The sequence below is a fragment of the Acidovorax sp. sif0632 genome, from assembly GCF_019218805.1.
GTDB lineage: Bacteria > Pseudomonadota > Gammaproteobacteria > Burkholderiales > Burkholderiaceae_C > Acidovorax > Acidovorax facilis.
This window is the reverse complement of the sequence record NZ_JAHUWW010000003.1, coordinates 64,301-76,791: the sequence shown is the minus strand read 5'-3', so window position 1 is coordinate 76,791 and position 12,491 is coordinate 64,301. Positions and strand designations below refer to the sequence as shown.

13 protein-coding genes are annotated in these 12,491 nt (G+C 65.1%); 2 read left to right on the top strand and 11 right to left on the bottom strand.

Annotated features, from left to right (window positions below):
- The first annotated feature begins 30 nt into the window (after nt 1-30).
- Complete coding sequence (locus KW832_RS10330) at nt 31-423, top strand: VOC family protein (protein ID WP_218299838.1); 393 nt, start codon at nt 31-33, stop codon at nt 421-423.
- Nucleotides 424-487: 64 nt separating this feature from the next.
- Here the strand turns inward: KW832_RS10330 and KW832_RS10325 are convergent, their stop codons facing one another.
- The 7 genes from KW832_RS10325 to KW832_RS10295 form a co-directional block, all read right to left on the bottom strand.
- Entirely contained in the window at nt 488-1,225 is a 738-nt protein-coding gene (locus KW832_RS10325; RefSeq protein ID WP_218299837.1) for an AraC family transcriptional regulator, read from the bottom strand.
- 14 nt (nt 1,226-1,239) lie between these two features.
- Nucleotides 1,240-1,713 (bottom strand): hypothetical protein, encoded by a 474-nt coding sequence (locus tag KW832_RS10320; protein WP_218299836.1) that lies wholly within the window; start codon nt 1,711-1,713, stop codon nt 1,240-1,242.
- Entirely contained in the window at nt 1,710-2,633 is a 924-nt protein-coding gene (locus tag KW832_RS10315) for an ABC transporter permease (RefSeq protein WP_055396734.1), read from the bottom strand. Before KW832_RS10315 ends, KW832_RS10320 begins: the two co-directional genes overlap by 4 nt.
- A 114-nt stretch (nt 2,634-2,747) precedes the next feature.
- On the bottom strand, nt 2,748-3,809 hold the full coding sequence (locus tag KW832_RS10310; RefSeq protein ID WP_218299835.1) for an ABC transporter permease: 1,062 nt from the start codon (nt 3,807-3,809) through the stop codon (nt 2,748-2,750).
- Nucleotides 3,810-3,828: 19 nt separating this feature from the next.
- Nucleotides 3,829-5,373, bottom strand: coding sequence for an ABC transporter ATP-binding protein (locus tag KW832_RS10305; protein WP_218299834.1), 1,545 nt, complete (start codon nt 5,371-5,373; stop codon nt 3,829-3,831).
- A 201-nt stretch (nt 5,374-5,574) separates the two neighbouring features.
- Nucleotides 5,575-6,540 carry a 5'-methylthioadenosine/S-adenosylhomocysteine nucleosidase gene (locus KW832_RS10300; protein ID WP_218299833.1) on the bottom strand — a complete coding sequence of 322 codons (966 nt, stop codon included), beginning with the start codon at nt 6,538-6,540 and terminating at the stop codon, nt 5,575-5,577.
- A 139-nt stretch (nt 6,541-6,679) separates the two neighbouring features.
- Nucleotides 6,680-7,690, bottom strand: a complete 1,011-nt coding sequence (locus KW832_RS10295) for a BMP family protein (RefSeq protein ID WP_218299832.1) — start codon at nt 7,688-7,690, stop codon at nt 6,680-6,682.
- A 365-nt stretch (nt 7,691-8,055) separates the two neighbouring features.
- Between KW832_RS10295 and KW832_RS10290 the strand changes: the two genes are divergently transcribed.
- Complete coding sequence (locus KW832_RS10290) at nt 8,056-8,595, top strand: hypothetical protein (RefSeq protein ID WP_199731217.1); 540 nt, start codon at nt 8,056-8,058, stop codon at nt 8,593-8,595.
- 62 nt (nt 8,596-8,657) lie between these two features.
- On the opposite strand, the gene upp is transcribed toward KW832_RS10290, so the two are convergent.
- The 4 genes from upp to KW832_RS10270 form a co-directional block, all read right to left on the bottom strand.
- A complete protein-coding gene (gene upp, locus KW832_RS10285; protein WP_121420316.1) occupies nt 8,658-9,305 on the bottom strand; it encodes a uracil phosphoribosyltransferase in 648 nt (215 codons plus the stop codon).
- A 182-nt stretch (nt 9,306-9,487) separates the two neighbouring features.
- Nucleotides 9,488-10,480 (bottom strand): threo-3-hydroxy-L-aspartate ammonia-lyase, encoded by a 993-nt coding sequence (locus tag KW832_RS10280; protein WP_218299831.1) that lies wholly within the window; start codon nt 10,478-10,480, stop codon nt 9,488-9,490.
- Nucleotides 10,481-10,624: 144 nt separating this feature from the next.
- Entirely contained in the window at nt 10,625-11,467 is an 843-nt protein-coding gene (locus tag KW832_RS10275; RefSeq protein ID WP_218299830.1) for an enoyl-CoA hydratase-related protein, read from the bottom strand.
- A gap of 166 nt (nt 11,468-11,633) precedes the next feature.
- Nucleotides 11,634-12,440, bottom strand: a complete 807-nt coding sequence (locus tag KW832_RS10270) for a hypothetical protein (protein WP_218299829.1) — start codon at nt 12,438-12,440, stop codon at nt 11,634-11,636.
- Nucleotides 12,441-12,491 lie beyond the last annotated feature (51 nt).

The following is a 12,491-nucleotide window of genomic DNA, read 5'->3' as shown; positions in this document are numbered from 1 at the left end:
AGCGCATCCATTCTTACAAAGGCAGCTCTCATGCAATTTGGCTACACGATTCTCTACGTCGAAGACGTTCCCAAAACCATCGCTTTTTACGAAGCTGCCTTCGGCTTTGCTCGCCGCTTTGTGCACGAGGCAGGCGACTTTGGCGAGTTGGACACCGGAGCCACCGCACTGGCCTTCTCGTCGCTGCGGCTGATGGCCGAGCTGGGCAAGAACCCGCAGCGCGCGTCGGCCGATGCGCCCAGTTTCGAGATCGCGTTCACCACGGCCGACGTGGCCGCCGCTGTGCAGCGCGCGGTGGATGCCGGTGCGCGCCTGGTGCAGGCGCCGGAGCAGATGCCCTGGGGCCAGACCGTGGCCTATGTGGCGGATATCAACGGGGCGCTGGTGGAGCTGTGCACGCCTGTGGGGCCGCCGACCGCTTGAACTGTGGGGATCACTTCTGCGCTGGCAGCATCGCCCCGTCATCAGCGCTAAGTTCATACAAGAATCAGTCATAGCCCGCCTGTGCCACCGTGGCCAGCAGTTGCGGTGTGCTGCGCAACGACGCAGGTGTTTGCCCCAGCCAGCGCAGGCAATCGCGGCTGAAGTGCGCCTGGTCGGCATAGCCGTGATCCGCCGCAATTTCGGCCAGCGGTTGTACAGTGCCCAAGGCCTGTGCTGCTCTGCGCACGCGGGCCAGGGCGCGCCAGAAGCGGGGCGTTTGGCCGGTGGTACGTTGGGTCAGGCGCTCCAGGCTGCGCTCTGAGACTCCCAGGCTGTGCGCCGCCGCGCCTACGGTGCGGCAATGCGCCAGCGAGCGGAGCGCTTCTTGCGCACGCGGGTCCGCGCGGGTGTGCTGGTCGATGGCTTCCAGCAACAAGGCTTCCGGCGCCGTTGTGCCACCACCGGCAAAGCTGAAGGGGGGCCGCCCTGCGCGGTGCTGGGCTTGCTGCCAGATAGCTTGTGCAGACCTCAACAAGGTTGGCGCGTCAATGCGGGTGCCCGGTACAAGGCGAAAGCCCAGCCATTGTTCGCCCGCACGCCCCGGCACGACCATTGCAGCATCGGCCAATGCAGAGATATGCCAGTCAGACTGGCCGCGCGCATTGGTATGCAGGATGAGGTCGCTGCAGCCATCGGGCAACACCGTGGTCGGGTTGGCGTCGGTGGTGTTGAACTGCCAACGTGCCAGCACCGTGGCTGGCAACACGGGTGGTGCGATGGGATGAAGCTGCGTGGCGGGCATGGTCGGCAGGGGGCTCAACGCCTTTGGTTGGTGCGAAAACGCACATCGCCTGGCTTGTGCCCTGCATCGATGGTGATGCGGAAAGCACGGTCTCCATGGCCCGACTCCGCCCGGGCCGTGAAACGAATGCCTCGGCGCGTGGCCTGGCAGTTCATTTGGCTCAGCGTGAGGGAGGCGTGGTCGTTGTTGATCTGCGCAAAGCTCTCGGAGTGGACCTCGGTGGCACTGTCGGTGCCGTCGCGAACGATCCATTGCAGGTACAAGAACGACTGCGCGTAGCGTGTGGCGTGCACGATGCGATACATGCCGCGGCTTTCTCCGGGCTGCTCGGGCGCGGGCCACTGGCCGCAGACCTTGATCCAGTCCACATCGGGTGCAGTGGCAAAGGATTCATACGGCATCTCCATCCCCAGTGCGTGGGCCTGGCCCGCGCAGGCCAGCAGAGCCGGGGCCAGCCAACGGGCAAAAGTATGTGGAACAAGCTTCATCGCTCTCCCTTGCGATACGGCTTCATCAGCGCCTGCGGATACGCCGCCTTACGCGCCACCAGCACCAGCGCCAGGATCGACAGCAGGTAGGGCAGCATCAAATACACCTGGTACGGCAGCCATGCATCCCCCGCCTGCTGCAGTCGCAACTGGAGCGCGTCGAAGAAGGCGAATAGCAGCGCGCCCAGAAGCGCCTTGCCGGGCCGCCACGAGGCAAACACCACCAGCGCCACACAGATCCAGCCGCGGCCGTTGATCATGTTGAAGAAAAACGCGTTGAAGGCCGACAGCGTGAGAAATGACCCCGCCACGCCCATCAACGCCGAGCCCGCCACGATGGCGCCCGTGCGTGTGGCCGCCACCGAGATGCCCTGGCCTTCGGCCGCCTGCGGGTTCTCGCCCACCATGCGCACGGCCAATCCCAGCGGTGTGCGCAGCAGCACCCAGGCCAGCAGCGGCACCAGCAGCAGGGCCAGCAGCGTGAGCGGCGTCTGCGCAGACAGGATAGGAATGCCCAGCCACTCCATCGGTGCAAACGGCTCGATGGTGGGCGGCGTGTTGACCTTGGGGAAGCTCACGCGGTAGCCGTAGTAACTGAGCGCCGTGGCCAGCAGCGTGATGCCGAGCCCCGACACATGCTGCGACAGCGCAAGCCCCACGGTCAGCCAGGCGTGCAATAGCCCGAAGACAGCGCCGGTGAGCGCCGCCACCAGCACCCCGGTCCACAATCCATGGCCTGCATACACCGTGAGCCAGCCGGTAAAGGCCCCGGCCACCATGATCCCTTCAATGCCCAGGTTGAGCACACCCGCGCGTTCGCACAGCAAAACCCCCAACGTGCCCAGGATGAGCGGGGTGGCCACGCGCAGTGTGGCGATCCAGAACGCAGGGTTGGCGAGGATGTCGAGCAGTTCGGTCATGCGGCTGCTCCGGCATGGTTTGCTTTGTTTTTGATAGCTAAAAAGGCATGATGGACGCGCGGTAACGGCCCATTTTTCTTGAAATTTTGGTGTGAATGAAGGTTCATGCCGCCCTCACTTCCAGCGCACGCGGTACTGCGTGAGCAGCCCCGCCACCAGCACTGCGATCAGCGAGGTCGCCACGATCACATCCGCAATGTAGGTCGGCACGCCCACCGCACGGCTCATGCTGTCAGCCCCCACCAGCACGCCCGCCACAAAGGTGCCCGCCGCAATCACGCCCAGCGGGTGCAGCCCCGCCAGCATCGCGATCACGATGCCGCTGTAGCCGTAGCCGGGGGACATGTCGAGCGTCACATACCCAGTGCGGCCCGCCACCTCGATAGCCCCCGCCAGCCCCGCCAGCCCGCCCGAGAGCAGGGCGACCAGCACCACGGTGCGGGTGATGGGCACACCTGCGAAGGCCGCAGCGCGCGCATTGGCCCCGGCGGCGCGAATGTCAAACCCCGGCACCGTGCGCGCCAGCAGCGCCCACAGCATCACTGCCAGAGAGATGGCCCACAGCAGCCCCGTGTGCAGCCGCGTCTGCGGCACCAGCTTGGAAAGTTCCAGGTCGCCCTGCAGCGCCACACTCTGCGGCCAGCCCATGGAAAGCGGGTCTTTCATCGGCCCATCCAGCAGGGCCGACACCAGCAGCAGCATGATGAAGTTGAGCAGCAGCGTGGTGACGACCTCGTCCACCCCCAGCCGCGCCTTCATCAGCGCCGGGCCCAGCAGCAGCGCGGCCCCGGCCAGCGCAGCCGCCAGCATCATGAGCGGGAAGAGCAGGTAGGGCGACCACTCCAGTCCCGTTCCGCCGTGCATGCCGCCCACGGCCACGGCGGCCAGCGCGCCTGCATAGAGCTGGCCTTCAGCCCCAATGTTGAACAGCCGGGCGCGGAAGGCCACTGCGGCCGCCAGCCCGGTCAGGATCAGCGGCGTGGCGCGGGTGAGGGTTTCGGTCAGCGCGAACACTGAGCCGAACGCGCCTTGCAGCAGCAATGCATAAGTCTGGCCCACGGGCGCACCGGCCCACAGCACCAGCAGGGCGCTGACGATCAATGTGAACACCACGGCGCCCACCGGTGCCAGCACATAGGCGGCGGGGGAGGTGTGGTTGCGTTTTTCGAGTCTCATGGATTTTTCTTGTTGTCGCTCAGTGGGTCGCACCGGCCATGGCAAGGCCGATGGCTTCGCGCGTCCAGTCTTCTGCGGGCTGGGCCTCGCTCAAGTGCCCGTCGTGCATCACTGCCACGCGGTCACCCAGCGCCAGCACTTCGTCCAGGTCGTCGGAGATCAGCAATACCGCAGCACCACTGTCGCGAGCGTTGATGAGCTGCTGCTGCACAAACATCACCGCGCCAATGTCCAGCCCCCAGGTGGGCTGGTGCGCCACGATGAGTTGGGGGGCGGGCGCGGTGTTGCCCGCGCCATTCTGTGGCGGCATCAGCGCCCGGCCCAGGATGAGCTTTTGCATGTTGCCGCCCGACAGCGACCGCGCAGGCGCATCCGGCCCGCCGCCGCGTACGTCAAAAGTCTTGGCCACCCGCTCGGCATGCTGTCGTGCAGCGCCGCGCTTGATCCAGAAGGCCCGGAACCACGGGTGCGCAAACCAGTGGCTGCGCAGGCGTTCGGAAACCGCGTTCTCCCACAGCGGCAAATCGCCCACCACGCCCACGGCGTGCCGGTCTTCGGGGATGCGGGCCACGCCTTGGCCGACCAGCCACGCGGGCCGGGCTGGCAGCGGTGCGCCACGCAGCATGACTTGGCCTGATGTGGTGTTGCGCACGCCGCACAACACATCGGCCAGCGCCACCTGGCCATTGCCGCTCACGCCTGCAATCGCCACGATCTCGCCTGCGCACAGGGCCAGGGACACATCGTTTAACCGGTCGCGCCCGGTGGGGGCTGTACTCACGTGGGTCAGGACGCAGATGGGCTCGCCCACATTCTTTGCGGGGCGGCGCTTGGCGGCTTCGATGGCATGGCCCACCATCCATTGCGCGAGCTGCCCCTGGGTAGTGCCCTGCGCAGGCGCCTCGGCCACCAGCTTGCCCTGGCGCAGCACGGCCACGCGGTGCGATACGCGCAGCACCTCGCCCAGCTTGTGGCTGATGAAGATGATGGACAGGCCCTGCGCCACCATCTGCGCCAGGGTGTCGAACAGCGCCTCACTCTCCTGCGGGGTGAGCACGGCAGTGGGTTCATCCAGGATCAGGATGCGGGCGCCCCGGTAGAGCGCTTTCAAAATTTCGACCCGCTGGCGCTCGCCCACCGAGAGGCTGCCGACCTTCGCATCGGGGCTGACGGGCAGGCCAAACTGCTGCGACACGGCCAGCAGCTTGGCCCGCGCTTCGCTGCGGCGCGAGAAGGGCTGCCACAGCGGCTCGCTACCCAGCAGCACGTTGTCCAGCACCGTGAGGTTGTCGGCCAGCGTGAAGTGCTGGTGCACCATGCCAATGCCCGCCGCCAGCGCCGCGCGCGGTTGGCCGGGCGGCAGGGGATGGCCGAAGACTTCGATGCTGCCTTCGTCGGCCACGTAGTGCCCGAACAGGATGGACATCAGCGTGGACTTGCCCGCGCCGTTTTCGCCCAGCAGGGCCAGCACTTCGCCGCGCGCCAGCGTCAGGCTGATGCTGTCGTTGGCGACGAGCTTGCCGAAGCGTTTGGTGATGTGGGTGAGGCGCAGGACATGGGGCATGTCAGTCCTCCACCGTGCCGCGCGCTAGCTGCCGTTGGCTTTCGCTCCCTCTCCCCTCGCGGGAGAGGGTGGGGGAGAGGGGGCGAGGCTTACGTACCCAGCGCGGCGCCGGTTTCCAGCTTCCCCCTCTCCCCAACCCCTCCCCCGCGAGGGGGGAGGGGCTACCGGCGCATCGCGAAGGCCGTTGTATGTTCATCGCGCTCACTTCCACGCTGCCAGGAAGGCCCGCAGCACCTTCGCCGAATTGGCCGCCGCCAGGCCCATGAAGGTGCCCATTTCGTTCTCGCCCTCGCCACCACCGGCCAGGTCGCTCAGCGACCGGAACGCGATGTAGGGCACGCCATTGCTGTGTGCGACCATGGCGGTGGCGGCGGTTTCCATGTCTAGTACGTTGGCCTCGAAGGTCTTGAACGCGTATTCGCGGAAGGCCTTGTTGTCCACAAAGGCCTGGCCCGACACACCATTGCCGCCCACCACCAGCTGCGGGCGCTGTTTCAGGCAGATGGCGGCCAGGCAGTGTTCCAGGCCCACGTTCTGCAGGCTGCGGGCAGTGGCCAGCATCTTGGGGTCGGCTTCAAACCAGAATTTTTTGGAGAGCTTGGGCTGGGCTGCCGAGCGCACTTCCACGGGGCGCGGGTGCATCATGCCGAAGGCGGGCATCGTCAGCTCGCTTTTCATCCAGGCGGGGGCGCTGTACTTGCCGGGTTTGTCCTCACGCGCCATCAGCCATTCCATGTACTGGCCCCACTGCGCGGGCACCGTGACGTCGCCAATGTGCAGGCTGGGGTTGACGCCGCCCGCAATGCCGCTGAAGACCACATGACTAACGTTGAAGCGGTCCAGCACTAACTGCGTGTTCATGGCCGCGTTGGTCATGCTGATGCCGGAGAGGAATACCACTACAGGCTTGCCCTCCAGCGTGCCGGTGGTGAACTCCACGCCGTTGATGCTGTGTTTGGCGGCCTGCTGCACCTGGGGCAGCAGCACGGTCAGCTCGGGGGCGAAGGCAGAGATGACGGCGATGCGGGGCGTGTCGTCCAGCCGCACCACCGTCTTGCCGGGCGCGGTGGCGGCACAGCCTGCCACCACGGCGGCGAGGGTGAGGGTGCCCAGCAGGCGTGTGCACCGGGAGATCAGGGAGGGCTTGGCGGCGGGGAGGGATTGCATGGGTGTGGTGCCTCGTCAAAGAAAAACAGCGGTGCGCGCAGTCAACGCGAAAAAACAAACAGGCCACCGCTTTGCTGGGGTGGCCTGTGCACAGACTGGAACAGGGGCGGGCAGGGTGGGTGCCCGCCACATTCAGTGCTTACTTGGCCGTCGATTTCGGCTGGCTATCGTCTACCTTGACGGTGAACTTGCCCGCCAGGATGTCGGCCTCTTTCGCCTTGACCTTGGCCACGATGTCGGCGGGCACCTTCTTCTCGAACGTGCCCAGCGGCGCGAGTTCAGAGCCCTTGTGCTTCATCATCGAGTACGGGCCGTAGTCTTCGGCGGTGAACTTGCCTTCCTTGATCAGCTTGAGCGCACGGTCGATGCTGGGCTCCATGTGCCAGATGGCCGATGCCACCACCGTGTCGGGGTACTGCGGCTGGGTGTCGATCACGTTGCCGATGGCGAGCTTGCCCTTTTCCTTGGCCGCGTCACTCACGCCAAAGCGCTCGGCGTAGAGCACGTCGGCGCCTTTGTCGATCATTGCAAAGGTGGCTTCCTTGGCCTTCGGCGGGTCAAACCAGCTGTTGATGAAGGTGATGGTGAACTCGACCTTGGGATTGGTCTCTTTGGCGCCCGCCATGAAGGCGTGCATCAGGCGGTTGACCTCGGGGATGGGGAAGCCGCCCACCATGCCGATCTTGTTCGTCTTGGTCATGCCGCCCGCGACCATGCCGCTGAGGTACGCGGGTTCCTGGATGTAGTTGTCGAACACGCTGAAGTTGGGCGCCTGCGGCTTGCCGGAGGAACCGAGCAGAAAGGACGTCTTGGGGAAATCCTTGGCCACCTTGCGGGCGGCGGCTTCCACCGCAAAGGCCTCGCCCAGGATGAGCTGGTTGCCGCCGGTGGCGTATTCGCGCATCACGCGCTCGTAGTCGGCGTTGCTCACATTCTCGCTGGCCTTGTATTCGATCTCGCCACGTGCTTCGGCGGCCTTCAGGGCCTTGTGGATACGGCTGACCCATTGCTGCTCGAAGGGCACCGTGTAGATCGCCGCGACCTTGAGCTTGGACTGCGCTGTGGCCAGTGATGGTGCAAGCGTCAGGGCTGTGGACAGGGCCATGGAGGTGCAGAGCAGGCTGCCAGTGAAGATGCGGCGAGTGGTCATGGTTGGGGTCCTTGTGAAATGCAACAAAAGGGGACGTGCGCTCGGGTCCAAGCAATAAGTATGCACACAAAGGGCATGGCGGTATCTTGATTGCAAGATGCAAGCGTTAGAACATTGTGTTTCGGTAGCCCCCGAAATTCGCAAGCCCATCGCTGTCGAGCGTATTTCTCGCACTACCATCCTGCGCTCGAATGAGGGCGTCTGGACCGGCTGGCTGGTACGAGACGGCGCGGGGAGTTTTCAGATGTTCCTTGAATTCATTGGATGGATGCCAGGGCGGCGCTGAAGACGGGGCCTTGCGAGGTTCCCCTGAACTCGCCCGAAGCGCTTGTGTGTGACTACAAAATGACTTGGGAGGGATTCTTGTGAAAGCATTGATGGCAGTGGCAACCGCAATGACGTTGGTCGGGTGTGCTTCGGTAACGAACGACACCACCCACGGCGTCCGCGTGGATACAAGGCAAAAGAGTGGCGCGGTGGTAGCTGGCGCCGACTGTGTGGCAACTAACGACTATGGATCGACAAGCTTCAAGTCTGGTGGCACGCAGGCACTGCGCCGTTCAGCGGGCGATATGACGATCGTCTGCACGAAGAATGGAGAGCAGCCAGCCAACGCACGCTTGATATCCCGCCCCAATGGCGGGATGGCGGGGAATATCGTCCTTGGCGGCGTCATCGGCGCAGTGGTGGACCATAACCGTGGTACAGCCTACACCTACCCGACCTGGGTGGAGCTGGTATTTGGCGAGTCGCTGGTGTTCGACCGATCGCTTCAGACCGGGGATGCCGTGGTGAAAGGCCTAGCGGCTGGCTCGGTTACGGCAAAGGCAAACGCACCCGCGCCCGGCCGTTCGAACACAACCTCGCACCAGTGCATGCAGCAGCTCCCTGGAGCCATCTGCTGAACTGCGGTACTGCAGTATCAAAAAAGCCCCGCATTTGCGGGGCTTTTTTGCGGGTGCGTGGCCTATTTGGTGCCAAAAATCCGGTCGCCCGCATCGCCCAGGCCCGGCAGGATGTAGCCGTGGTCGCTCAGTTCGCGGTCAATCGCTGCGGTGAAAATCGGTACGTCGGGGTGTGCCTTTTGCATGGTGGCGATGCCTTCGGGGGCGGCCAGCAGGCAGACGAACTTGATGGAGCGGGGGTTGAGCTTTTTCAGGCGGTCTACGCAGGCGGAGGCCGAGTTGCCGGTGGCCAGCATGGGGTCCACCACGATGATGTCGCGCTCGTCCATTTCGGACGGCATCTTGAAGTAGTACTCCACGGGCTGCAGCGTAGCCGGGTCGCGGTACAGGCCGATGTGGCCCACGCGGGCGCCGGGCACCACGTTGAGCATGCCATCCAGGAACCCGTTGCCCGCGCGCAGGATGGAGACTAGCACCAGCTTCTTGCCGTCGATGACCTTGCCGGTCATGGTCTCCAGCGGGGTTTCAATCTCGATGTCCTGCAGCGGCATGTCGCGCGTGACTTCATACGCCATCAGCGTGCTTAGCTCCCCCAGCAAGCGACGAAAGCTGTTGGTGCTGGCGTCCTTTCGGCGCATGAGCGTGAGCTTGTGCTGGACGAGGGGGTGGGTGATGACGGTGACGTTGTTGTTGGTGCTGGCAGTGCTCATGGCGAGGCCTATGGTCTACAGGTAGAAATGAAAGGGGTGGCGGTATTTTGACGGTACTTGCGCCAGCGCCCGTAAAAACTGGCGCGGCCCAGGCCAGTGGACGCCGTGGAACTGGCTTCGCCAGGCCACTGGCGGCGTCCCCTTGAGGGGAAGGCGCCGCAGGCGACTCAGGGGGGCGCGGGCTAGTCCGCCAGAAACCGCGCATAGCGCGACAGGTCAACGTTGCCGCCGCTGATGAGAACGCCCACGCGCTCACCGTGCAGCAGCTTTCCTCCGTTGTCAGCGCCAGAGAAGGCCTGCGCACCCGCATAGGCCAGGGCGCCGGTGGGCTCCACCACGATCTTCATGCGCTCGGCAAAGAAGCGCAGGGATTGCATGAGCTGTTCGTCGCTCACGCTGATGATGTCTTCGGCATGGTCGCGGATGATGGGGAAGGTGAGCTCGCCCAGCGCCTGGGTTTGCGCGCCGTCGGCGATGGTGTGGGGCGTGGGGATGCGCACGATGTGCCCGGCGCGCAGCGACTGCTGGGCGTCGTTGCCCGTTTCGGGCTCGACACCCACCACGCGGCACTGGGGTGCCAGGGCCTGCGCGGCCAGCAGGCTGCCTGCCAGCAAGCCGCCACCGCCCACGCAGACAAAAAGGTAGTCCAGGTCGGGCACTTCTTCAAACAGTTCTTTGGCGGCGGTGCCCTGGCCCGCAATGACGTGCGGGTGGTCAAACGGCGGCACCAGCGTCATGCCGCGCTCCAGCGCCAGGTGGCGGCTGATGGCTTCGCGGTCTTCGGTGTAGCGGTCGTAGGTGACGACCTGGGCGCCGTAGGCCCGTGTGGCCGCCATCTTGGAGGAGGGCGCGTCTGCGGGCATGACGATGACGGCGGGCATGTCCAGCATGCGGGCCGACAGCGCGATGGCCTGCGCGTGGTTGCCGGCCGAAAAGGCCAGCACGCCGCGCTCGCGCTGCTCATCGGTGAACTGGGCCAGGGTGTTGAAGGCGCCCCGAAACTTGAAGGCGCCGGTGCGCTGCAGGTTCTCGCATTTGAAGAACAGTTGCGCACCCAGCAGGTCGTCGGCGGTGGTGGAGCGCAGCACCGGCGTGTGGTGCGCCATGCCCTTGAGCCGGTGCGCGGCGGCGGCCACGTCGTCGTAGGTGGGCGGGGTGAGGCTGGGCAAGGTCATGGCGGCATCCCTGGTGGCGGGGCAAACGCTTGCCCCTTCAGCCCTCGGATGATAGCGGGTTGCCGCGTGGTTTCAATCCAAAATGGCCTTACGCGCTTGTGTGGCAAGCGCGAGCAGCTATAGATTTTGATGGTTGATGGCGGGTCAGCCCAGCTCGCTGAACCGTTGCAGCGGCGTCAGTGCCGGGAAGTCGCCCGCGCGCTTTTGCTTCATCGCCGTGACCGACTCGCGCACATGCTGGTTGCTCCAGATGGCGCCTTGCAGCCAGCCCATCTGGCGCAGGCTGTCTTCCACACTGTGGTCGCGGGCGTAGTTCACGGCCTGTTTGGTGCCCCAGATGGCCACGGGCGGCTTGCTGGCGATCTCTTGCGCGCACTGCAGCGCGGCGGCAAGCATTGCTTCTTGGGTCTCGAACACTTCGTTGACGAGGCCGTAGCCCAGGGCCTTGGCTGCGCTCAGGCGGCGGCCGGTGTAGGCCAGCTCTTTCACCACACCCAGCGGGATCAGCTTGGGCAGGCGCTGCAGCGTGCCCACGTCGGCCACCATGCCGATGTTGATCTCCTGGATGCAGAAGAACGCATCCTGCGTGGCGTAGCGGATGCAGCTCGCGGTGACCATGTCCACCGCGCCGCCGATGCAGCCGCCGTGGATGGCCATGATGACGGGGATGCGCAGGCTTTCGAGGCGGGTGAAGGTGGCCTGCATGTCGGTCAGCAAGTCAAAGATGGCGGCGCGGCCCTCGGGGCTCTGGTCGTCCATGGTGATGGCGCCGCCAAAGGTTTCGAGCGCCATGCCTGCGCTGAAATGTTTGCCGGTGCTGCTGATGACCAGCGCCCGCGCTTCGCCCGCCTTGTTGAGCTGGGCCAGCACCTCGTCCAGCTCACGCCAGAAGGTGGGGTGCATGGTGTTCATGGCCTCGGGGCGGTTCAGCACCAGATGGGCCACGTGGTCGGTGATGCTGAGGGAAAAGCAGGTGAGGGTGTTCATGGGGTGCCACTGTAGACCGGTGAATGCAGGTCGGGTCGTCGCCTGGGTGACTTTGAGCTATTTTGGCTGCCAGCGCTTATCTGGTAAGCGCTGGCAGCTATGAAAACATGAGTGCTTTTGCGCGCGTGCGGCAGAACGGGCGGCGGACGTCTACAGGCACAGTCTGTCAATCGCCTCCCCCGCCACCACAGCCGCCGCCATCCCCTCCGCCGTCGCTTCCACCTCCATCCGAGCTTTCGGCGCCGCCAAAGTCGCCCGAGCTGCCGCTGTAGCTGCCGTCCGAGAAGCTGGTGCCGCAGTAGCTGTCTCCCCCGCTGCCCCCCGCGTCGCTCTTGCGGGCGATGTCGGAGCAGTCGGGCACGTAGGTGAAGCCGCCGGCAATGGCGAACTTGGCATCCAGCGCGAACAGCAGGGGCAGGCGGCTGGGGGCCTTGGGGTCGATGGACTCCTCCTTGCATACCCAGTACCAGCAGCGGCGCAGGCCATCGTTGTGGCGCGCCTTTTTACCCAGCGCCTCGGCGGGTGTGTGGTGCAAAAAGAAGCCCAGGGCGTTGTGGCACCAGGCTTTGTAGGCCTGGGTGTGCAGGATGAACTCATGCCACAGCGCGTCGACCGCCTTGGAGGGCATGGCCACAAACTGTTTGTTGCCGCGCAGGCAGGCCATGAAGAACTGGCGCAGGCCGCGTTCGACCAGCTCGCAGTCGCGGGTGCTCAGGTGGGGGTAGGTTTCGCGCAGCTTGCGCTGCAGAAAGCGGGGCAGGGGGGCCTCGCGGATATAGCGCTGGCGGACCGCGTTGGTCCACTGGATCACCAGGGCGGTGATGATGACTGTGGCCAAAAAATACAGAATCCAGGGCCACCGCAGGCGCCAGGCGCCCGCGAAGATCCCGACGATGGCGGCCACCCACACGGCAATCGCCAGCAGCACGACCTTGCTTCCCCACCACAGCAGAACGTTGTCGATGCGCTTCATCGTCCCTCCTTTTTTGTTGTTGTGTGGCGATTTCACGGCTGTTTGGTGACT